We start from the raw sequence: 21,690 nt of genomic DNA, 5'->3' as shown, positions 1-21,690 counted from the left end.
CCTCGCAGCTGCGTAAGTTACTTCTTGTTACGCCGCTGGATGCGCGTCTTCTTGAGCAGCTTGCGGTGCTTCTTCTTAGCCATCCGCTTGCGGCGCTTCTTGATCACAGAGCCCACGGGACCCCCAGGTACTGATAGCAAGTCTGACCGGAGTGCGAGCGCACACCGGCTCACAGACTACCGGCGATCGACGGTGGATCGCCCCACCGGGGGGTGAGAGCCCGGTCGCGCCTTCCGGCGGCCGGGCCCCTCCCGGGACAGCTTTCACGACATTCACGACATGACGGGTCACATCGCTACTTCAGCCTGCCTCGATGTAGGCCTCCCGCAGATAGTCGTGTACCGCCTGCTCAGGCACCCTGAACGACCGGCCGACACGGATGGCCGGCAACTCGCCAGAGTGGACGAGCCGGTACACCGTCATCTTGGACACCCTCATGACCGTCGCCACTTCCGCGACGGTCAGGAACTTCACCTCGCTGAGAGGTCTTTCGCCTGCACCCATCGGACGCCTCTTCCGCACGTGTTTCCGGGTTATCCCCACTGGTGCCATTGCTCACGCACGTGTACTGCCGTCAGCGTAAGTCGGGACTCCGGGTGCGCAAACCCCCTAGTTTCTCAGTCGCCGGAGCCGCCTGTCAGCCGAACCAGCGAAATCGCTGGTGAGCAGCCGGGCAGAGCACCTCACCTGGACGTTGGAACTGTCCAAGTTGCCACACATAAGAGTCGCCGGAGCCCCATCAAAAGTTGGCAAAGGGACAGCGAGCCTCTTGGAATGCAGGCGCGAAAAGACGGTATCGGGAGGGCCGAATTCGACTCAAAGGGCTCGTGAGACCTGAGTGACGATCCGCTCCGTAAGCGGAGCGTAAAAGCGCGGTAGCACATTGTCATCGAGCGGTACGACCACGTCAATCTTTCCTTCGGCCTCGCCGAGGAAGAGTCCGGGGTCGTTGCTGTCGGCGAACGCCACCGTGTGCGCACCGGCCTCTCCCGCCGCTCCCGCCCAGCCGTGGTCGGCGATCACGAGGTCCGGAAGCTCCCCGCCGAGCTCGTCGATCATGTGACACATGGGCGTGGCGTCGTGGGTGTGCACGAACGCGCCCCGGTCGTCGAGCATGGCGACGTCCTGCAAGTAGCGGATCTTCCGCCGACGCCCGAAATTGGCCCCGGAGTACGACCATCCCTCGCCCGGCGCGATCAGCTCGGCCCCGCGCTCGGCGCACAGCCGCGCCAGCGGCAGGTGCACGGCGAGCAGCCCGGTCGGGTGCCCGGTGGCGAGCAGGACGCGCGGGTTCTCCCGGGACAGCACGGCGGCGATGGACTCGGCCATGTCGTCGAGCGCGTCGATCGTCAGGTCGGGGTCGATGGTGTCCTGGCCCCAGCGGTGGTCGGGGTCGGGGACCACGCCGGCCGACTTGGCCATCAGCGCCAGGATGTCGCGGTACGACCACGGCTGGTCGAAGGTCAGGCCCAGCTTGTAGTGCGGGTCGCCGTTGGCGAGCGAACTGTAGTGGTCGAGGTTGTTCTCTCGGGGGGTCGCGACGTCGCCGGCTATTCGAGTCTGGACAAGGTGCTCTCGTAGTTGGTCGCGGCTAAGCACAGCAATTTCCTCGTTAGGGCATCGGATCGAGGCCGTGCAGGGGGAACACCGCATGTCGGGTCGCCATGACAGCACGGTCAATGGGGTCCGCTGGGTCATAACCACCGGAGATGTCACGAAATTCCGGATTGCGACCATCGGTCATCGTGAGCGGTGGCGTCTCGCCCGTACGTTCCCTGACGAACTGGCGCCAGCTCTCGCTCGTCGGCGTGGCCGGATCGACCGGATGACCGGCCAGCTCGGCGATGAGGTGGGTCCACGCCCGCGGCACCACCTGCACCAGCTCGTAACCGCCGCCGCCGGTGGCGATCCACCGGCCGCCGGCGCACTCGTGGGCCAGGCGGTGCAGGGCGGCGTACGCGGCCCGCTGGCCGTCGACGCTGAGCATCAGGTTGGCCAGGGGGTCGAGCGCGTGGCTGTCGCAGCCGTGCTGGGTGACCAGGATCTCCGGCCTGAACTCGCGCAGCAGCGGCGGCACGACCGCGTGGAAGGCCCGCAGCCACCCCGAGTCGCCGGTCCCCGCCGGGAGGGCGACGTTGACGGACGTGCCCTCCGCCCCTGTCTCCTCCGGGAAGCCGGTGCCGGGGAACAGCGTGCGCGGGCTCTCGTGCAGGCTGATCGTCAGGACCCTGGGGTCGTCGTAGAAGGCAGCCTGGACACCGTCGCCGTGGTGGACGTCCACGTCCACGTACGCGATCCGGCCGGCCCCCTGCCTGAGCAGCCACGCGATGGCCAGCGCTGGGTCGTTGTAGACGCAGAAGCCGCTGGCCGAGGCCGCCATCGCGTGGTGCAGGCCGCCCGCGACGTTGACCGCGTGCTCGGCCGTCCCCTCCCAGACCGCGCGGGCGGCGGCCAGTGAGGCGCCGGCGATCAGCGCGGAGGCTTCGTGCACGCCCTGGAACGCGGGGTTGTCCGACGTGCCGAGCCCGGCGGCGAGGTCGGGCCGCCCGGCGGCGGAGACGCGCTTGACCGCCTCGATGTAGCCGCTCGTGTGGACCATGGCCAGCTCGGCGTCCGTCGCGGGCTCGCAGCCGGCCAGCTCGACCTTGTCGAGCACGCCGAGCGAGCGGGCGAGCGCCATGGTCAGCTCGACGCGCACGGGGGCGAGCGGGTGGCTCGGGCCGAAGTTGTAGGAGGTGAGAGCGTCGTCCCAGATCACCCGCGCCGACCGGCTCATCCCAACCCCTCGTGTTCATGGCCTCTGCTCCGCAGAGGCGGGCTCGGTCGCTCCGAGCCGTTGCCTTCCCTCGTCGCTCTGGTCGCTGCGCTCCCGCCACTCCTCAGTCCAGGCAACGGCGCTCCCTCACCTGTTCATGGCCTCCACTTCGTGGAGGCGGCTCGGTCGCTGGGGAGCCGTCGCCTTCCCTCGTCGCTCTGGTCGCTGCGCTCCCGCCGCTCCTCAGTCCAGGCGACGGCGCTCCCTCGCATCCTAGGGGCCGACGTTACCGCAGCGCAGACGCGTCGCTGTAGGCAGTGATCCGCAAATTTCGTGACTTAGTGTCTTGAGCGTGCGGCGAACCTTCCTCAAGATCGTGCGCTTCTTCAGACGTCCCAGGGTCTTCGACACGACGCTGGTGGTGGTGCTCTCCCTTCCCGGTCTGATCGCGCTGCTCTACACGCTGCCCCGGGGCGACCTGGAAACCGTCCGGGGCGTGGCGTCCTACCTGGCGGGCATGCCGCTCCTGCTCATGCGCCGCCGCAGGCCGCTCCTCACCGTCGCCCTGGTGACCGTGGTGGACGTCGTGAGCATCGCGACCGGAACGTCCCTGAACACCGGCGTGGCCTCGTCCATCGCGCTCTACAGCGTGGGCCGCTACACCGCCGGCCGCACGACCGCGATCGCGACGGTGGCGGTGTTCGCCGGGTATTCGACGGCGGCGGAAGTGCTCAGGCAGCTCACCGGCGGCTGGGTGATCTCCCTGTTCTCCGTCGGCGTGCCCGTGGGGATCGGGCTGATCGTCCGGCTCAGGACCGAGCTCGCCGAGCGCGGCCGGCGCGAGGCCGCCGACGCGGCCGTGCACGCCGAGCGGCGGCGCATCGCCAGGGAGCTGCACGACGTGGTCGCCCACCACATCACCGTCATCAACGCCCTGGTCGGCGGCGCGCGGGCGACGCTGCCGCCCGAGCAGGAGGTCACCAGGAACGCGCTGGAGAGCGCCGAGCAGACCGCCCGGCAGGCGATGTCGGAGATGCGCCGCCTGCTGGACGTGCTCAGGGCCGACGGCAGCGAGGGCCCGGACGCCGCGACGGGGGTGGGAGCGGACCGGCTACCCTCCTTGATCAAGGAGGCGAAGTCGGCGGGGCTGCCCGCCATCCTGGTCGTGACGGGTGAGCCCGTCGCCCTGCCCGCGACCGTCGACCACGCCGTCTACCGGATCGTGCAGGAGGCGCTGACCAACACCCGCAAGCACGCGACCAGCGCCAGGGCGAGCGTGCGGCTGGTGTACGAGCCCCGGGCCGTGGAGGTCGAGGTGGTGGACGACGGACTGGCGGCCGGCGGCGGCACGCCGGGCTTCGGGCTGGGCGGCATGGCCGAGCGGGTGGCGTTATGCGGCGGCCAGCTCTCGACCGGGCCCCGCCCAGAAGGAGGCTTCCGCGTGCACGCCCGCATCCCCCTGGAGACGCCGTGAAGATCAAGGTACTGCTGGCCGACGACCACGAGCTGGTCCGCAAGGGCTTCCGGCTGATGCTCGACGCGCAGCCCGACCTCGGCGTGGTCGGCGAGGCCGCGGACGGGGCCGAGGCGGTGGAGCTGTGCCGACGGCTGCGGCCCGACGTGGTGCTGATGGACCTGCACATGCCGGGCCTCGACGGGGTGCGCGCGACCGAGCTGATCACCGCGGAGCTGCCGGAGGTGCGGGTGCTCGCGCTGAGCACGTTCGACCTGGACGAGAACGTGGTCGCGGCGCTCAGGGCGGGCGCCGGCGGGTTCCTGCCCAAGGACGTCTCCCCCGAGGAGCTCATCGAGGGCGTACGCGTGGTGCACCGGGGCGAGTCGGCCGTCGCGCCGCGCCTGCTGACCCGCTTGATCGGCACGTTCGTCCACGCGTCCCGGCCGAGGCCGGTCCCCGCCGAGCTGGACGGGCTGACCGATCGCGAGCGGGAGGTCCTCGTGCTGATCGCCCGCGGCAGGTCCAACTCCGAGATCGCCCAGGGCCTGTCCGTCTCCCCCTCGACCGTCAAGAACCACGTGACGAGCCTGTTCGCCAAGATCGGCGTCAGGGACCGGGCGCAGGCCGTGATCGTGGCATATGAGGCGGCGCTGATCCGCCCAGGAGAGTAGGACCACGCTCCCAGACCCCCTCGCCGCAGACGGTTCCCGGGCAGGAGGAAACCGGGCGCGGGCGACGGCACGCTGGGATCATGAGCGCGATACGAGCCACGAACCTGAGCAAGCGCTACGGCGGCACCGCGGCCGTCTCAGACCTGTCCTTCGACGTCGAGCCGGGCCAGGTGACCGGCTTCCTGGGGCCGAACGGGGCCGGCAAATCGACGACCATGCGCATGATCCTCGGGCTCGACCGGCCTTCCGGCGGCTCGGTGCTCGTGGACGGCCGGTCGTACGGGGAGCTGAGACATCCGCTGCGCAAGGTGGGCGCGCTGCTGGACGCCAAGGCCGTGCACGGCGGGCGCAGCGCGCACAACCACCTGCTGGCCATCGCGCAGAGCAACGGCATCCCCGCGAGCCGCGTCAACGAGGTGCTGGAGGCGGTGGGCCTGCGCGAGGTGGCCAGGCGGCGGGTCGGCGGCTTCTCGCTGGGCATGTCGCAGCGGCTGGGCATCGCCGCGGCGCTGCTCGGCGACCCGGAGATCCTGATCTTCGACGAGCCGGTCAACGGGCTCGACCCGGACGGCATCCTGTGGATCCGCACGTTCATGCGCAAGCTGGCCGCCGAGGGCAGGACCGTGTTCGTCTCCAGCCACCTCATGAGCGAGATGGCGCAGACGGCCGACCACCTGATCGTGATCGGCAGGGGGCGGCTCATCGCCGACACGAGCGTGCAGGAGTTCATCGGGCGCAGCTCGCAGGGGTACGTACGGGTCCGCTCGCCCCGCCTGGCCGAGGTGGCCGAGCTGGTCAAGGTCGGCGAGCTGCACCCCGACCACCTGCGCGTGACCGCGATGAGCACGCTCGAGATCGGCACCGTCACCGCGCGGGCCGGCATCCCGCTGGAGGAGCTGACGTTCGTGCAGCCCTCGCTCGAAGCGGCCTACATGGAGCTCACCAAGGACAGCCTGGAGTTCTCGTCATGATCGACATCCTCAGGTCCGAATGGACCAAGATCCGCTCGGTCCGCTCCACGGTGTGGACGCTGGCCATCACCGCGCTGCTGATGCTGGGCATGGCCACGCTCATGAGCGTGGCCGCGAAGAACTCGGGCGACGGGCCGATCCCCGCATCGGCGGCGATCATGATGGGGCTGGTCGGCACCATGTTCGCCTCGGTGTCCATGGCCACGCTGGGCGTGCTGGTCATCTCCAGCGAATACCGCACGGGCGGCATCCGCACGTCGCTGATGGCCGTGCCCAAGCGCATGAGCCTGCTGACCGGCAAGATCGTGGTGTTCACGGCAGTGTCCCTGGTCGTCACCACGGTCGCCTCGGCGGCCTCGCTCCTCGTCAGCCTGATGGTCACCCAGCCGCTGTCGCTGGAGACGGGCCAGGTGGCGCAGGCCGTGCTCGGGGGCGGCCTCTACCTGACCGCGTGCGGGCTGTTCGGGCTGGGGCTGGGCACGCTCGTCCGGCACACGCCCGGCGCGATCGTCTCGGCCATCGCGCTGATGCTGGTCCTGCCGCAGGTGACGACCATGCTGCCCGGCCAGTGGGGCAAGACCGTGTCCGACTACTTCACCACCAACGCGGGCTCCCAGATCGTGATGCCCCGGGGCGGCAGCTCGCTCGGCCCGTGGGACGGGCTCGGCGTCTACCTCGCCTGGGTCGTGATCGCCATGATCGCGGGGGCCGTCCTGATGCAGAAGCGGGACGCCTGAGATCACTCGGCACGGAGGGCGACCACGGGGTCCAGCCGGCCCGCCCTCCGCGCCGGCGCCACGCCGAAGAACACCCCGACCACCGCCGACACCCCGAACGCCAGCGCGATCGACCACCACGTGATCGACGCCGGCACCTCGGTGAACGCCGCGATGCCCAGCGCGCCGCCCACCCCGAGCACGATCCCGGCGAGCCCGCCGATCGTGGTCAGCAGCACCGCCTCGATGAGGAACTGGGCCAGGATGTCGCGCTGCCTGGCCCCCAGCGCCTTGCGCAGCCCGATCTCCCGGGTGCGCTCGCGGACGCTGACCAGCATGATGTTCGACACGCCCACGCCGCCGACCAGCAGCGAGATGCCCGCGATGGCGGCCAGCACGCCGGTGAGCATGCCGAGCACGCTGCCGATCGTGCCGAGCAGCGCGGTCTGCGTGACCGCCGAGAACTGCTCGCCCGGATACCGCGCCCGCAGCGCCGCGGTCACCTTCTCCGACAGCGGATCGATCTCGTCGGGCCCGGACGCGCCGACCGCCAGCCCGTTGATCCGCTCGATCCCGAGCAGCCGCTGCGCCGTCGTCACCGGGATGTGGATCTCCTGGTCGCGCGAGAGCCCGAACGTCTGCCCGATCTCGGCGTACACGCCCACCACCCGGAACCTGGCCCCGGCCACCGTCACCTGCCGCCCGATCGGGTCCAGGTCGCCGAACAGCCGGTCGGCCACCTCCGAGCCGAGCACCGCCACCCTGCGCCGGGTGTCCACGTCGGTCTCGCTCAGCGGACGGCCCTTGTCCAGGGGGCGGTCGAAGATGTTGACGAGGTTCTGGTCGGTGCCGATCACCGTGACGAACGCCTCGGCCCGGCCGACGCGTACGGTCTCGCCCGACTGCAGCGAGACCGTCACCTTCGACGGGTCGCCCACCACGCGCCGCAGGTAGGCGACGTCGGCCAGGCCCAGCTTGCTCTGTGTCGGGGCGGCGCCGAGGCTGATGCGGCCGGGGACGACGAGGATGATGTTCGTGCCGAGGCCCGAGATCTGCTTCTCGATCTCGTCCTTCGCCCCCGTGCCGATGGCCACCAGGATCACCACGGCCAGCACGCCGATGATCACGCCCAGCATGGTCAGCGCGCTGCGCAGCCGGTTCACCCGCAGCGCTTCGAGCGCCATCGCCAGCGCCTCACCTGTGTTCATGGCCTCACTCCGTTCGGCGCGCTCGGTCGCCTTCGTGCCGCCGCCTTCCCTCGTCGCTCCGGTCGCTTCGCTCCCTGCGCTCCTCAGTCCAGGCGGCGGCGCTCCCTCGCGGCCTCACGCTGTGTCCCTTTCGATCGCCCCGTCCCGTACGTGGATCTGCCGCCGGGCGTGGGCGGCGACGTCCGGCTCGTGCGTGACGAGCACCACCGCCACCCCGCCCTCACCGTTGAGGCGGTCGAGGATGGCCATGACCTCGGCCCCGTTGGCGGTGTCGAGGTTGCCCGTGGGCTCGTCGGCCAGCAGCACCTTGGGCTCCCCGACCAGCGCCCTGGCGATGGCCACGCGCTGCTGCTCGCCGCCCGACATCTGGGACGGCCGGTGCTCCATCCGGTGCCCGAGCCCGACCGCCTCCAGCGCCGTACGGGCCCGCGCGCGCCGCTCGGCCCGGCCGACCCCCCGGTAGACCAGCGGCAGCGCCACGTTGTCCAGCGCCGACGTCCTGGCCAGCAGGTGGAAGGACTGGAAGACGAAGCCGATGGTCTTGTTGCGCAGCTCGGCCAGCTCGGTGTCGGACAGTCCGGAGATCTCCACCCCGTTGACCTTGAGCACGCCCGAGCTGGGGCGGTCGAGGCAGCCGAGCAGGTGCATGAGCGTCGACTTGCCGGACCCGGACGGCCCGACGATGGCGGCGAACTCGCCCTGGTCGATCCGGAGCGACACGCCGCGCAGCGCCTCCACGGCCACGCCGTCGAGCTGGTAGCGCCGGGTGAGGTTCACCGCCTCGATGGCGGCCGTCATGGGATCCGCTGCCCTTGCCGTACGGAGTCCGCGCCCTTGACCACGATCCGGTCGCCCACGGACAGCCCGCTCAGCACCTCGACCACCGCGTCCCCCTGGGCCCCCAGCTTGACCACGCGGCGCTCCGCCGCGCCGTTCCTGATCGCCCAGACCACGCTCTCGCGCCCGCTGGAGACGATCGCCGAGGCCGGGGCCGAGACGGCGGAGGGCGACTCGCGCACGGTCAGCCGCGTGACGGCGCTCATGCCCGGCTTGGGCGTGGGCGCCTTGGAGCCGTCGTCGAAGGCGCCGGGCCCGAGCGTGAGCCGCACCGGGTAGCTGACGCCGCCCGTGGTGCCCTCCATGGGGGTGACGCCGATGCCGGTCACCACGGCCGTGTACGTGGCACCCGGCACCGCGTCCAGCTCGACGCCCGCCCGCACGCCCTTCTTGACCAGCAGCACGTCGGTCTCGTCGACGTCGGCGTCCAGGGTGAGCTCGGAGACGTCGGTGACGGTGACGACGGCGTCGCCCGCCGAGACGGGGACGCCCGCCGCGACCGGGCTGCCGGAGGTGGAGCCGCCCGTCGAGGGCAGGGACGGGAGCTGCTGCCCGCCGCCGGGGAGCCGGCTGAGCAGCCCTTCGACGCCGGCCCCGGCCCCGCCGCCGCCCGAGGCGCGGCCGAGCGTGACGACGCCGCCGAACGGCGCCTTGATCGTGAGCGACCTGACCGTGCTCTCCGCCGCCTTGACCGCGGCCTTGGCCTGCGACTTCGAGGCCGCCTGCAGCGAGGCCATGGAGCGGGACAGCCCGCCGGTCACGCCGGACAGCACGCCGCTGATGGAGCGGTTGAGCTGGGCGGTGATCGAGGCCAGGGCCCTGGTCTGCGCCTTGTGCTGGGCCTGGGCGAGGTCGATGGCGTTCAGGAGCTGCCGGCGCGTCCTCGCGTCATCGACCTTCTTCGCCTCCTTGCGGGCCCTGGCGAAGTGGGCGGCCACCTTGCGGTCGAACGCCCGGGTGTCGAACGACGGGAGCCGGACCTCCGGCGTGCCGAAGCTCGCGGGGGTGGCCGCCTCGGCGGCCTGGCGGGCCTGCCTGAGCTGGCTCCGCGCCTGGGGCGAGCTGATCCTGACCAGGATCTGGCCCTTGCGCACGCGGTCGCCCTCGCGGACGTACAGCTTGGCGATCGTGCCCTGGGCGGGCGAGCGCAGTGTCGCGGAGGCACGCGCGCCGATCGTGGCGGGGGCCTCCACGACCTCCGTGACCGGGCCCCGGCCGACCTCGCCGACCTGGACCGCGGACGGCTTCTCGGAGGTGCAGCCGGCCAGTGCGAAAAGGACGAGCAGCGGCGCGATGCCGCGACGTAACGTCACCCGACCCATCGTAGGAGCGAGGCCGGCCGATCTCTCAGCCGGAGGCGAGCTGGCGCCCCCGGTCGCGGGCGGCCTCGATCGCGGCCAGGAACGCGGCCCGCACGCTGTGCCGCTCCAGCTCCGCGATGGCGGCGATGGTCGTGCCGCCCGGCGAGGTGACGGCCTCGCGCAGGATCACCGGGTGCTCACCCGAGTCGCGCAGCATCACGGCGGCCCCGACGATCGACTGGGTGACCATGTCGAGCGCGGCGGCCCGCGGCATGCCGAGCAGGATGCCCGCGTCGACCATGGCCTCGACCAGGTAGAAGAAGTAGGCCGGGCCGCTGCCGGACAGGGCGGTGGCGGCGTCCTGCTGGGACTCGGGGATGCGCAGCACCTTGCCGACCGGGCTGAGCAGGCCCTCGGTGCGCTTGAGGTGCTCCTCGCCCGCGTGGGCGCCCGCCGAGATCACGCTCATCGCCTCGTCGAACCTGATCGGCGTGTTGGACATCACCCGGACCACGGGCACGTCCACCCCGAGCCGCTGCTCCACGAACGCCGTCGTGATGCCCGCCGCGGCGGTGATCACGAGCCGGTCGGCGGGCACGTACGGGGCGATCTCGGCCAGCAGGGTGGCCATGTCCTGCGGCTTGACGGCCAGGATGAGGGTGTCGGCGACCTTGGCGGCCTCGGAGTTGGAGACGGTGCGCACGCCGTACGTCTCGCGCAGCGCCTGCGCCCGCTCGGCCCGGCGGCTGGTCGCCATGATGTCGCCGGGCTTGAACCCGGCGCGCAGCAGACCGGACAGCAGGGCCTCGCCCATCTTGCCCGTGCCCAGAATCGCAATCATTGGGGCAGCTTACCGTCGGCTCACCAGCGACCTGAGGAAGAAGGCCAGGTTGCGGGGGCGCTCGGCCAGGCGGCGCATGAGGTAGGGGTACCAGTCGGAGCCGTAGGGGAGGTAGACGCGCATCCTGGCGCCCTGCCCGGCCAGGCGGAGCTGCTCGTCGGGGCGCACTCCGTAGAGCATCTGGTGCTCGAAGCCGGTCGCGTCGCGGCCCTCCAGGACGGCCAGCGTGGAGGCGATCCGCACGAGCCTGGGGTCGTGGGTGGCGACCATGGGGTAGCCGGTGCCGGCCATCAGGACCCGCAGGCACCGTACGAAGGAGCGGTCGATGTCGGCGGGCCTGGTGTAGGCCCCCGGAGCGGTGTACGCGCCCTTGCACAGGCGCACCCGGACCCCGCCGAGCTTCTCGCAGCGATCCAGCGAGTCCGGCAGGTACGCCTGCACCACCACGCCCACGTCGGGATGGTCCTTGCGCAGCGCGGCGTGCACGGAGTGCAGGCCCGGGATCGTGTCGTGCTCCTCGGCGTCGAGCGTCACCGTGACGTTCGCGGCCGCGGCGGCCCGGCAGATCGCGGCGGCGTGGTCGAGCGCGAGCGGCTCCGACAGCCGCAGCCCGAGCGCCGTCAGCTTGACCGACACGTCGGCGCCGGCGGGCAGCAGGGCCAGCAGCCGCAAATACTCGGCGACCCCCTCCTCGGCCTGCCTCTGGTCGGTCACCTCCTCGCCGAGATGGTCGACGGTGACCAGCAGCCCCTTGCGGGTCAGCTCGCCGATCACCTCGCCCACGTCGTCGGCGACATAGCGCCCGACCACGCCCGCGGTCAGCGGCGACGTCGAGATGAGGCGCTCGGCACGTTCGCTCTTGGAGATGGCCAAAAGGGCCTGACGAAGCACGTGAACCACACTAGACCGGGGCATGATGAACCGCGGAACACTCTTGTCCGTCGAATGGGTATGCGTGCAATGACTGCGACTCTCCTGGCCGGTTGTCTGGTGCTCGCGACGAGTTGCGGCGGGGCGGCGCCCGCCGAGCGGGCCTCCACGGCGGTCCCGGCCAAACCGCCCGCCGTGGCCGAGCCGGTCACCACCACCCCCACGACGAGCCCCAAGCAGGGCCCCCAGCCGGTCAAGCCGACCGGCAACGCCATCAACGTCCACAAGGTCCGCTGGACCAAGGCCAAGGCGGTGTCCAAGCGGAAGGTCCAGCTCACCTGGTGGTCGGGCGTCGCCCCGTGCACGGTGCTGGACCGCGTCAAGGTCAAGGAGACCTCCAAGCGCGTCACGATCACCCTGTACGAGGGCACCGCGCCCAAGGCCAGGAACGTGTCCTGCATCATGATCGCGATCGAGAAGACCACGACGGTCACGCTCAAGAAGCCGCTCGGCAAGCGCCAGGTCGTCGACGGCGCCAGGTAGCCCGCCCCATGCGAACGCCCCGGCCCTGCCGCCGGGGCGTCTTCGCGTCCAGGAACCTTCCGCGGATCCGTCCCCGTTAGAGGGAATGCCGACGCGCTCACGAGGGTTGAGTCGAGTAGGCTCAAGTCGTTTGACAAAGACGACCGGCATTCGTACGTTGAGTCCACACGACTCAACTTTGACTACAAGGACGTACTCATGGCACGTGCGGTAGGTATCGACCTTGGGACGACCAACTCCGTCGTCTCGATCCTCGAGGGCGGTGAGCCCACCGTCATCGCCAACGCGCAGGGCTCGCGGACCACGCCGTCCGTGGTCGCCTTCGCGAAGAACGGCGAGGTCCTCGTCGGTGAGGTCGCCAAGCGGCAGGCCGTCACAAATGTGGACCGGACGATCCGATCGGTCAAGCGGGAGATGGGCACCAACTGGTCCCAGGAGATCGACGGCAAGAAGTTCTCGCCCCAGCAGATCAGCGCCTTCGTCCTGCAGAAGCTGAAGCAGGACGCGGAGGCCTACCTCGGCGAGAAGATCACCGACGCGGTGGTCACCGTCCCCGCCTACTTCAACGACGCCCAGCGCCAGGCCACCAAGGAGGCCGGCACGGTGGCGGGGCTCAACGTGCTCCGGATCATCAACGAGCCGACCGCCGCGGCCCTCGCCTACGGGCTCGACAAGGAGCAGGACCAGACCATCCTGGTCTTCGACCTCGGTGGCGGCACCTTCGACGTGTCGCTGCTCGACGTCGGCCAGGAGGACGGCCACGGCTTCGTCGAGGTCAAGGCCACCTCCGGTGACAACCACCTCGGTGGTGACGACTGGGACCAGCGCGTCGTCGACGAGCTCGTCAAGCGCTTCCAGAACGCGCACGGCGTCGACCTGTCCAAGGACAAGATGGCGCTCCAGCGCCTGCGCGAGGCGGCCGAGAAGGCCAAGATCGAGCTGTCCAGCCAGTCCGAGACCAACATCAACCTGCCCTACATCACGGCTTCGTCCGAGGGCCCGCTGCACCTCGACGAGAAGCTGACGCGCTCGGAGTTCCAGCGGCTGACGGCCGACCTGCTCGAGCGGACCAAGGGCCCGTTCCACCAGGTCATCAAGGACGCCGGCATCAAGGTCTCCGACATCGCCCACGTGGTGCTCGTCGGCGGCTCGACCCGCATGCCCGCCGTGACCGAGCTGGTCAGGGAGCTGACCGGCGGCAAGGAGCCCAACAAGGGCGTCAACCCGGACGAGGTCGTCGCCATCGGCGCCGCCCTGCAGGCCGGCGTGCTCAAGGGTGAGGTCAAGGACGTCCTGCTGCTCGACGTGACCCCGCTGTCGCTGGGCATCGAGACCAAGGGCGGCATCTTCACCAAGATCATCGAGCGCAACACGACGATCCCGACCAAGCGCTCCGAGGTCTTCACCACGGCCGAGGACAACCAGCCGTCGGTGCAGATCCAGGTCTTCCAGGGTGAGCGCGAGATCGCCTCGTACAACAAGAAGCTGGCGACCTTCGAGCTGACCGGCATCGCGCCGGCGCCGCGCGGCATCCCGCAGATCGAGGTCACCTTCGACATCGACGCCAACGGCATCGTCAACGTCTCCGCCAAGGACCTGGGCACGGGCAAGGAGCAGTCGATGACGATCACCGGCGGCTCCGCGCTGCCGAAGGACGACATCGAGCGGATGATGCGCGAGGCCGAGTCGTACGCCGAGGAGGACAAGAAGCGCCGCGAGGAGGCCGAGGTCCGCAACAACGCGGACGGGCTCGCCTACCAGACGGAGAAGTTCCTCCGCGAGAACGACGACAAGGTCCCCGGCGACATCAAGACCGAGGTCAACGACGCCCTGTCCGAGCTGAAGAAGGCTCTGGAGGGCACCGACACCGACGTCATCCGCACCTCCGCGGAGAAGCTCGCCACGGTGAGCCAGAAGATGGGTTCGGCGATCTACGCCGCGAGCCAGGGCCAGCAGGCCGGTGCCGAGGGTGCCCCGCAGGGCGCCGCCGCCGGTGACGGCCAGAAGGCCGACGAGGACGTGGTCGAGGCCGAGATCGTCGACGACGAGCCGAAGAAGGACAAGTGATGCCGCCGCGTGACAACGGGCATGACGAGCCGGTGATCCACGACAACCGCAAGATCGACCCGGAGACGGGGCAGGTCAGGGATGCCACCGTCGCCGACCAGGCGGCCCAGCCGCCGGCGGCGGAGGCCCTCGCCAACGGCGAGCTGGAGGCCCAGCTCGCCGAGCGGACCGCGGACCTGCAGCGCCTCCAGGCCGAATACGTGAACTACCGCAGGCGGGTCGAGCGCGACCGGGCCGCGGTCAGGGAACAGGCTGTCGCGGGCGCGCTGGTGGAGCTCCTGCCCGTGCTCGACGACATCGGCCGCGCCCGCGACCACGGCGAGCTCACCGGGGGCTTCGCGAAGGTGGCCGAGTCGCTGGAGGCGGCCCTCACCAAGCTGGGCCTCAGCGCCTTCGGGCAGAAGGGCGAGCCGTTCGACCCGACCGTCCACGAGGCGCTGATGCACAGCTACTCATCCGACGTCACCGAGCCGACCGCGATCGAGGTGCTGCAGCCTGGATACCGGATGGGTGACAGGGTGCTGCGCCCGGCGCGGGTGGCCGTCGCGGAGCCCGAGGACGCCACCCCCGCGTCCAATGACGACGACGAAAACTGACAAGAGGACGAAGGGCCGTAGATGAGCACCAAGGACTACCTGGAGAAGGACTACTACGCCGTCCTTGGTGTGCCCAAGACCGCCACCGCCGAAGAGATCAAGAAGGCCTACCGGAAGCTGGCCAGGCAGTACCACCCCGACACCAACCAGGGTGACGTGACCAAGGAGACCAAGTTCAAGGAGGTCTCCGAGGCTTACGACGTCCTGTCCGACACCAAGCGCCGCAAGGAATACGACGAGGCGCGCACGCTGTTCGGGTCCGGGGTGGGCGGCCAGCGGCCCGGTGGTGGCGGTTTCCCGTTCGACTTCGGCGACCTGTTCGGGGGCACCGGGCAGAGCACCGGAGGCGGTGCGGGCGAGCGGCTCGGCGACCTGTTCGGCGGGCTGTTCAACCGCAGCGGCGGCACCACCCGTACGACCACCACGACCAGGCCGAGGCGTGGCCAGGACATCGAGTCCGAGGTCACGCTGACGTTCACCGAGGCGGTCGAGGGCACCACGGTGTCGCTCAGGCTGACCAGCTCGGCCGCCTGCGCCGCGTGCACCGGCACCGGCGCCAAGGCGGGCACGACCCCCAGGGTCTGCCCGACCTGCGAGGGCACGGGCGCGGCCAGCCGAAACCTGGGCAACTTCGCCTTCTCCGAACCCTGCCGCGACTGCAAGGGCCGCGGGCTGATCGTGGACGACCCCTGCCCCGTGTGCGAGGGCAGCGGCCGGGCCAAGAGCACCCGCACCATCCAGGCCCGCATCCCCGCCGGCGTGGCCGACGGCCAGCGGGTCAAGCTCAAGGCCAAGGGTGCGCCGGGCGAGAACGGCGGACCCGCCGGCGACCTCTACATCCTCACGCACGTCAAGCCGCACGCCGTCTTCGGACGGTCGGGTGACAACCTGACGATCACCGTGCCGGTGACGTTCACCGAGGCGGCGCTCGGCGCGGAGATCAAGGTGCCGACCCTCAAGGGCATGCCGGTCACGCTGCGCATTCCCACGGGCACGCCCAACGGGCGCACGTTCCGCGTGCGCGGCAGGGGCGTGACCCGCAAAGACGGCACCAAGGGAGACCTGCTGGCCACGGTCGAGGTGGTGGTGCCGAAGACGCTCGACGACAAGTCACGTGAGCTCCTCAGCGAGTTCAACACCGCGACCGCGGGCGAAGACCCGCGCGCTGAGCTGATTCAGCGAGCCAGAAGCGAGTAGCCGATGGACGCCAACTATTTCGACCTGTCAGATGACACACCTGTTTACGTGATCTCGGTGGCCGCGCAGCTGTCGGGGCTCCACCCGCAGACGCTGCGCCAGTACGACCGGCTGGGCCTGGTCAGTCCTGGCCGCACGGCGGGGCGCGGCCGCCTCTATTCGACCCGCGACATCATCCAGCTGCGCGAGGTGCAGCGGCTCTCCCAGGAGGAGGGCATCAACCTCGCGGGCATCAAGCGGATCCTCGAACTCGAGAACGAAGCTCTGCGGCTGCGTGAGGAGGTTCACCGCCTGCGTGCCGAGATGCGCATGGTCAGAGCGTTGATCCGATATGAGCTGCCACCGGGGGCATAGAAAGAATGGACTACAAGCTCACCCAGAAGAGCCAGGAGGCGCTCTCGGGTGCCATGCGGCGTGCCGCCGCGGAGGGCAACCCTGAGATCGCCCCGGCTCACCTGCTGACCACCCTGCTCTCCCAGACGGGCGGCACCGCCGCACCCCTGCTCGAAGCCGTCGGCGCCGACTGGCGCACGCTGCGGGCGCGGGCCGAGGAGCAGCTCGCGGCGCTGCCGAAGGCGCAGGGTGCGACGGTGGGGGCGCCGTCGAGCTCCCGCCAGCTCCTCACCGTGCTCAACACCGCCGCCCAGCACGCCAACCGGCTCGAAGACCTCTACGTCTCCACCGAGCACCTCCTGGTCGGCCTGGCCGCCGACGGCGGCCCGATGGCCGAGCTGCTCAAGGCGCAGGGCGCGACGCCGCAGGCGCTGCTCGACGCGTTCGAGAAGGTACGCGGGCACGCCCGCGTCACCAGCGAGACCCCTGAGGACACCTACCAGGCGCTGGAGAAGTACGGCGTCGACCTGACCGAGCGCGCCCGCGCCGGCAAGCTCGACCCCGTCATCGGCCGCGACTCCGAGATCCGCCGCGTCGTCCAGGTGCTCAGCCGGCGCACCAAGAACAACCCGGTGCTCATCGGCGAGCCCGGCGTCGGCAAGACCGCGGTCGTCGAGGGCCTCGCCCAGCGCATCGTGGCCGGCGACGTGCCCGAGTCGCTGCGCAACAAGCGGCTGATCTCGCTCGACCTGGGCGCGATGGTGGCCGGCGCGAAATACCGCGGCGAGTTCGAGGAGCGGCTCAAGGCCGTGCTCTCCGAGATCAAGGAGAGCGACGGGCAGATCGTGACGTTCATCGACGAGCTGCACACCGTCGTCGGCGCCGGGGCCGCCGAGGGCGCGATGGACGCGGGCAACATGCTCAAGCCGATGCTGGCCCGCGGCGAGCTGCGCATGATCGGCGCGACCACGCTCGACGAATACCGCGAGCGCATCGAGAAGGACCCGGCGCTGGAGCGCCGCTTCCAGCAGGTCTACGTGGGCGAGCCCTCGGTCGAGGACACGATCGCGATCCTGCGCGGGCTCAAGAGCCGCTACGAGGCCCATCACCAGGTGCAGATCGCCGACAGCGCGCTGGTGGCCGCCGCCGCGCTGTCCGACCGCTACATCACCAACCGCTTCCTCCCCGACAAGGCCATCGACCTGGTCGACGAGGCCGCCTCGCGGCTGCGCATGGAGATCGACTCCCGTCCCGTGGAGATCGACCAGCTCCAGCGCAACGTCGACCGGATGAAGATGGAGGAGCTGGCCCTGTCCAAGGAGACCGACGAGGCCTCCGTCCAGCGGCTCGAACGCCTCCGCAAGGAGCTGGCCGACCGCCAGGAGGAGCTCAACGCCCTCGTCGGCCGCTGGGAGCACGAGAAGGCCGGGCTCAACAAGGTCGGCGAGCTGAAGAAGCAGCTCGACGAGGCGCGCGGCGCCGCCGAGCGGGCGCAGCGCGACGGCGACTTCGAGGCCGCCTCCAGGCTCATGTACGCCGAGGTGCCCCGGCTTGAGCAGGCGCTGAAGGCCGCCTCCGACGCCGCGCCGCCCGACAACGCCATGGTCAAGGAGGAGGTCGGGGCCGACGACATCGCCGAGGTGATCTCGTCGTGGACCGGCATCCCCGCGGGGCGGCTCCTGGAGGCCGAGACGGCCAAGCTGCTGCGCATGGAGGACGAGCTGGGCAGGCGGCTGATCGGGCAGCAGAAGGCCGTACAGGCCGTCTCCGACGCCGTACGCCGCAGCCGGGCGGGCATCGCCGACATCGACCGGCCGACGGGCTCGTTCCTGTTCCTCGGGCCCACGGGCGTGGGCAAGACCGAGCTGGCCAAGGCGCTGGCGGAGTTCCTGTTCGACGACGAGCGGGCGATGACCCGGATCGACATGAGCGAATACTCCGAGAAGCACAGCGTGGCCAGGCTCGTCGGCGCGCCTCCCGGCTATGTCGGATACGAGGAGGGCGGCCAGCTCACCGAGGCCGTCCGGCGGCGTCCGTACACGGTCGTGCTGCTGGACGAGGTCGAGAAGGCCCATCCCGAGGTCTTCGACATCCTCCTCCAGGTGCTCGACGACGGGCGGCTGACCGACGGGCAGGGTCGCACGGTCGACTTCCGCAACACGATCCTGATCCTCACCTCCAACATCGGGTCGCAGTTCCTCATCGACCCCAAGCTGGAGAACGGCGCCAAGCGCGAGGCCGTCATGGGGGCGGTGCGGAGCTCGTTCAAGCCGGAGTTCCTCAACCGGCTCGACGATGTGATCCTCTTCGACGCGCTGGGCACGGAGGAGCTGGCCCAGATCGTCGACCTGCAGGTCGAGCGGCTGGCGCGGCGCCTGGCCGACCGCCGGCTGACGCTGGAGGTCACGCCCGCCGCCCGCGAGTGGCTGGCGCTGACGGGCTTCGACCCGCTGTACGGCGCCCGTCCGCTGCGCCGCCTGGTCCAGTCCGCCATCGGCGACAAGCTGGCCAAGGCCGTGCTGTCGGGCGAGGTCGTGGACGGCGACAAGGTCAAGGTCGACCTCGGGGACGACGAACTCCTCATCCAGCGCGCCTGACGGCGTTCCTTCGGAGCCCGGGGACCCTGCGCGGGTCCCCGGGCTCCGTCGTCTTTCGTTGTGCTTGCGGCACGTGGTGGCCCTGGCCGGCGTGTCATGGCCCCGGCCCGGCCGCCTTGTGATGCCGCTGTGTACAGGCTTGGTTATCGTCTGTGTTCAGGATAGCTAAGGTTCCGGTCCCCGTCACCGCATCCATCCGTGGCCTGAAGACCACGGCTTTCTACGGATCCTTTGGTAAGGTCCGGTCCACTCTTCGGGCAAGCCGCATTCCTAGGGCCGAATGTGTGACTACGTTCAGCGTTCGTCGGATCACCGAAACGATCAGGGACGTGAAGTGTCATCTCAGAAGATCCGGAGCATCCTCGCGGTGGCCACTCTGACCGCGGGCATCACCTGGCTGGCCGCGACCCCCTCGACGGCCGGCTCCTGCAACGGCGGGGAGCCCGCCCTGCTGTCACCCAAGTCGGTCGCCACGTACTGTGAGGAGCGCGCCCAGGTCCGCCTGGAGGACGCCGGCTCCCGCGGCGGCAAGCTGGTCACCACCGAGAGCAACAAGCTCGCCATGGCGGCCGGGGAGATGGCCCGCCGGCTCGGCCTGACCGGGCTGGCCACCGGCCGCGAGGCGCTCGGCATCGCCGACCTGGGCGGGCTGGCGGCGAACTGGGGCATGCCCGCGCTGTTCTCGGCCTCGCCCGCGCCGTACCCCGTGGTGCCGCGTACGGGCTCGATGAAGGATCTGGCGACCATGGCCGCGGTGCCCGCGCTGCCCGCCCTCCCTGAGCTGCCGCAGACGCCGCTGGTGGCCAAGCTGCCCGCCGAGATGCCGCTCGGGAACGCCGCTCCGTACCAGAACCGCATCGCGGGCTCCCCCGTCGAGTCGCCGCTGGACCTGAAGGAGCCGGTCGCGGAGGTCGGGTCCCAGGTGGTCGACATCCTGCTGCCCAAGGCGGTGCAGAGCGTCGAGGGCACCTCGATGCTGCCGGGCGGGCAGCCCGCGGTGGACGGGTTCACGGGGCTGGCGCGGGAGCTGGGGCTGCGCTGATTCCACCCGGTCCCCTGACCGGAGGGGCCGCGGATCGTACCCACCGCGGCCTCTCCACCTCCCTCCCCGGGCACGACGAAGCCGTCGTCCCGCCCGGCCACCCACAGGCGTCGCACCCCTGACCGGGTCAGCCGGAGACGCGACCCACGGGACGCGAGTCGCTCGCAGACTCGGCCGAGCCGCCCTGCGCCACGCCACCAAGCCGCGCCTCAGTCGCCCCAAGGCTCTGGGCCGCCCCGAGGGTCGAAGCGGACCGGGAACCGAGCCAGCCCAGGGGCCCCGCGAGCCGAGGAGCCTTGCCAGCCCAGGAGCCGCGCCGGCCGAGGAGCCTGGCCGCCCCAAGCACCGCGCCACCGACCCGTGCCGGCCGAGGAGCCTGGCGGCCCTGCAGCGCCGCACCTCCGACCCGCGCCTTAAGTCGCCCCAAGGACCTGGGCCGCTCCGGGGAGTCGAAGCGGCCCGGGAGGCGGACCGGGCCGGCTGCAGAGGCGTCTCAGGGGGCCCTGAGCCGTCCTGAGAGCCGGGAAGGCTCCGGGTGGGCCGGTGGGTCGGGTGGTCAGCGGGCGAGGGCGTCCAGTTCGTCCTCAGGGAGCCCGAGGTCGACCCGGATGCGGTAGCGGGTGCGCAGGAGCGCCCCCTGCTCCGGATCGTTCTCGTCGCATCCCAGGACCGCCTGGGTGGCCCATTCGAGCCCTCCCTGGAGGTCCCCGTAGGCGACCAGCGTCTCGGCGATCGTGTGAGCGGTCGCCGTGGAGACGCCGCCCTCCGCGCGTATCGTCTCGATGACCTCCCTGGCCTCATCGGGCCGGTCGAGTTCGAAGAGCGTGTCGGCGATGCCGGCGCGGGGGTCGAAGCCCGCCTCGCCACCGTCCTCGACCGCGCGCTGGAAACACTCCATAGCGCGCGCCGGCTGGCCTGCCGCCCGCCATTCTTCGGCAGCGAGGACCAGGATGGACGCCCTGGAGACGTCGCCCGACGAATAGCCGAGGGCGACGTCGTATAGCCGACTGGCCAAGGAACTGTGGTCGTCGGCCAATAGGGCCTGCTCAAGCAGACGATCAAGGTGCTCACGGGTCACATGCGCCACACCGCGAGACTACCGAGCCGGTCGGCGCTTTGCCCGGTCAATGCGCATCGCCGGTCAGTCACAAATTCGGTAACGCCGCGTCCAATAGTGCTGACTCTGAGCGTGTTCACCCAGGTGACAGGGCATATACGGGTCGCTTTGCTGCTTACGCGAGCAAGGGGGCTGTGATGGGCGTGTCCAAGCAGATGACCTTCACGCTGGCCTGCGTCGTCGTGCTGGCGGCCCTCGTCCCCGGTGTGGCGGGCTATTTGTCGGCCCGATTGGAGGCCATCGAATCCGCGGAGCGCAACTTGCATGCCCTGGAGGCAAGGTTGCATATCCGCGAGGCAAGGGAAGCCCGTCCCGCCTCGCTGTCGTCACCGTGCCTGCGGACGCCGGCCACCCCGCGGTTCCAGCAGGTGCCCGCGATCGCCCTCGGCGAACGCGGGAAGCGGGTGCCTGCCTGGCTGGAGGGCCTGATCAAGGAAGTGGCGGACTTCAGACCGGACTGACTCCAGTCCGGATCGACTTGGCCTGACTGACCTCAGGCCGATTAGCTCCAGGCCTGCGGGCCGGACCAGCTGCGGGCCGGACCAGCTGCGGGCCGGACCAGCTTCAGGCCG

General features: G+C 70.5%; 21 protein-coding genes and 1 pseudogene. 12 read left to right on the top strand and 10 right to left on the bottom strand.

From position 1 onward, the window contains the following. Positions 1-17 precede the first annotated feature (17 nt). From H4W80_RS37930 to H4W80_RS37915, 4 genes are all read right to left on the bottom strand, one after another. Positions 18-116, bottom strand: coding sequence for a 30S ribosomal protein bS22 (locus tag H4W80_RS37930; protein WP_018654693.1), 99 nt, complete (start codon positions 114-116; stop codon positions 18-20). A gap of 184 nt (positions 117-300) precedes the next feature. Then, complete coding sequence (locus H4W80_RS37925) at positions 301-504, bottom strand: helix-turn-helix domain-containing protein (protein ID WP_026214222.1); 204 nt, start codon at positions 502-504, stop codon at positions 301-303. A gap of 312 nt (positions 505-816) precedes the next feature. Continuing rightward, the gene (locus H4W80_RS37920; protein WP_318787251.1) at positions 817-1,599 is read right to left on the bottom strand and encodes a phosphatase; all 783 of its coding nucleotides are present in this window, start codon (positions 1,597-1,599) and stop codon (positions 817-819) included. A 13-nt stretch (positions 1,600-1,612) separates the two neighbouring features. After that, a complete protein-coding gene (locus tag H4W80_RS37915) occupies positions 1,613-2,776 on the bottom strand; it encodes an acetoin utilization protein AcuC (RefSeq protein WP_192789457.1) in 1,164 nt (387 codons plus the stop codon). A gap of 331 nt (positions 2,777-3,107) precedes the next feature. Here H4W80_RS37915 and H4W80_RS37910 point away from each other — a divergent pair, with 331 nt between their 5' ends. The 4 genes from H4W80_RS37910 (at position 3,108) to H4W80_RS37895 (ending at position 6,590) form a co-directional block, all read left to right on the top strand. Then, positions 3,108-4,229, top strand: coding sequence for a sensor histidine kinase (locus tag H4W80_RS37910; protein ID WP_192789456.1), 1,122 nt, complete (start codon positions 3,108-3,110; stop codon positions 4,227-4,229). Continuing rightward, positions 4,226-4,882, top strand: a complete 657-nt coding sequence (locus tag H4W80_RS37905) for a response regulator transcription factor (RefSeq protein WP_318787250.1) — start codon at positions 4,226-4,228, stop codon at positions 4,880-4,882. The genes H4W80_RS37910 and H4W80_RS37905 overlap by 4 nt, the downstream gene beginning before the upstream one ends. Positions 4,883-4,962: 80 nt before the next feature. After that, on the top strand, positions 4,963-5,853 hold the full coding sequence (locus H4W80_RS37900) for an ABC transporter ATP-binding protein (RefSeq protein WP_192789454.1): 891 nt from the start codon (positions 4,963-4,965) through the stop codon (positions 5,851-5,853). After that, complete coding sequence (locus tag H4W80_RS37895) at positions 5,850-6,590, top strand: ABC transporter permease (protein WP_192789453.1); 741 nt, start codon at positions 5,850-5,852, stop codon at positions 6,588-6,590. The genes H4W80_RS37900 and H4W80_RS37895 overlap by 4 nt, the downstream gene beginning before the upstream one ends. A 2-nt stretch (positions 6,591-6,592) precedes the next feature. Here H4W80_RS37895 and H4W80_RS37890 read toward each other — a convergent pair whose 3' ends face one another. The 5 genes from H4W80_RS37890 to H4W80_RS37870 all read right to left on the bottom strand — a co-directional run bounded on the left by H4W80_RS37890 (position 6,593) and on the right by H4W80_RS37870 (position 11,647). Beyond that, positions 6,593-7,777, bottom strand: coding sequence for an ABC transporter permease (locus H4W80_RS37890; protein ID WP_192789452.1), 1,185 nt, complete (start codon positions 7,775-7,777; stop codon positions 6,593-6,595). A 114-nt stretch (positions 7,778-7,891) separates the two neighbouring features. After that, positions 7,892-8,575 (bottom strand): ABC transporter ATP-binding protein, encoded by a 684-nt coding sequence (locus H4W80_RS37885; protein ID WP_192789451.1) that lies wholly within the window; start codon positions 8,573-8,575, stop codon positions 7,892-7,894. Beyond that, positions 8,572-9,927 carry an efflux RND transporter periplasmic adaptor subunit gene (locus H4W80_RS37880; RefSeq protein WP_192789450.1) on the bottom strand — a complete coding sequence of 452 codons (1,356 nt, stop codon included), beginning with the start codon at positions 9,925-9,927 and terminating at the stop codon, positions 8,572-8,574. The genes H4W80_RS37885 and H4W80_RS37880 overlap by 4 nt, the downstream gene beginning before the upstream one ends. 34 nt (positions 9,928-9,961) lie before the next feature. Then, complete coding sequence (proC, locus tag H4W80_RS37875) at positions 9,962-10,756, bottom strand: pyrroline-5-carboxylate reductase (protein WP_192789449.1); 795 nt, start codon at positions 10,754-10,756, stop codon at positions 9,962-9,964. Positions 10,757-10,765: 9 nt separating this feature from the next. After that, positions 10,766-11,647 carry a proline dehydrogenase family protein gene (locus H4W80_RS37870; protein WP_318787249.1) on the bottom strand — a complete coding sequence of 294 codons (882 nt, stop codon included), beginning with the start codon at positions 11,645-11,647 and terminating at the stop codon, positions 10,766-10,768. 69 nt (positions 11,648-11,716) lie between these two features. On the opposite strand from H4W80_RS37870, the gene H4W80_RS37865 reads away from it, so the two are divergent. From H4W80_RS37865 to H4W80_RS37835, 7 genes and pseudogenes are all read left to right on the top strand, one after another. Next, positions 11,717-12,169, top strand: coding sequence for a hypothetical protein (locus H4W80_RS37865; RefSeq protein ID WP_225963877.1), 453 nt, complete (start codon positions 11,717-11,719; stop codon positions 12,167-12,169). Positions 12,170-12,367: 198 nt separating this feature from the next. Then, positions 12,368-14,236, top strand: coding sequence for a molecular chaperone DnaK (gene dnaK, locus H4W80_RS37860; RefSeq protein WP_192789447.1), 1,869 nt, complete (start codon positions 12,368-12,370; stop codon positions 14,234-14,236). Continuing rightward, positions 14,236-14,832, top strand: coding sequence for a nucleotide exchange factor GrpE (gene grpE, locus H4W80_RS37855; RefSeq protein WP_192789446.1), 597 nt, complete (start codon positions 14,236-14,238; stop codon positions 14,830-14,832). The genes dnaK and grpE overlap by 1 nt, the downstream gene beginning before the upstream one ends. Before the next feature lie 21 nt (positions 14,833-14,853). Further along, the gene (dnaJ, locus tag H4W80_RS37850; RefSeq protein WP_192789445.1) at positions 14,854-16,029 is read left to right on the top strand and encodes a molecular chaperone DnaJ; all 1,176 of its coding nucleotides are present in this window, start codon (positions 14,854-14,856) and stop codon (positions 16,027-16,029) included. A 3-nt stretch (positions 16,030-16,032) separates the two neighbouring features. Next, a pseudogene (locus tag H4W80_RS37845) lies at positions 16,033-16,356 on the top strand (heat shock protein transcriptional repressor HspR); the annotation flags it as partial. 32 nt (positions 16,357-16,388) lie between these two features. Then, on the top strand, positions 16,389-18,959 hold the full coding sequence (gene clpB / locus H4W80_RS37840; protein WP_192789444.1) for an ATP-dependent chaperone ClpB: 2,571 nt from the start codon (positions 16,389-16,391) through the stop codon (positions 18,957-18,959). Positions 18,960-19,326: 367 nt separating this feature from the next. Further along, positions 19,327-20,001, top strand: a complete 675-nt coding sequence (locus H4W80_RS37835) for a hypothetical protein (RefSeq protein WP_192789443.1) — start codon at positions 19,327-19,329, stop codon at positions 19,999-20,001. A gap of 556 nt (positions 20,002-20,557) precedes the next feature. On the opposite strand, the gene H4W80_RS37830 is transcribed toward H4W80_RS37835, so the two are convergent. After that, positions 20,558-21,016, bottom strand: a complete 459-nt coding sequence (locus H4W80_RS37830; RefSeq protein WP_225963876.1) for a tetratricopeptide repeat protein — start codon at positions 21,014-21,016, stop codon at positions 20,558-20,560. Between the two features lie 239 nt (positions 21,017-21,255). On the opposite strand from H4W80_RS37830, the gene H4W80_RS37825 reads away from it, so the two are divergent. Then, the gene (locus H4W80_RS37825) at positions 21,256-21,579 is read left to right on the top strand and encodes a hypothetical protein (protein WP_192789442.1); all 324 of its coding nucleotides are present in this window, start codon (positions 21,256-21,258) and stop codon (positions 21,577-21,579) included. Positions 21,580-21,690: the final 111 nt, after the last annotated feature.

This window comes from Nonomuraea angiospora (assembly GCF_014873145.1).
GTDB lineage: Bacteria > Actinomycetota > Actinomycetes > Streptosporangiales > Streptosporangiaceae > Nonomuraea > Nonomuraea angiospora.
The sequence above is the reverse complement of the archived record's forward strand: the minus strand, read 5'-3'. Positions and strand labels throughout refer to the sequence as shown.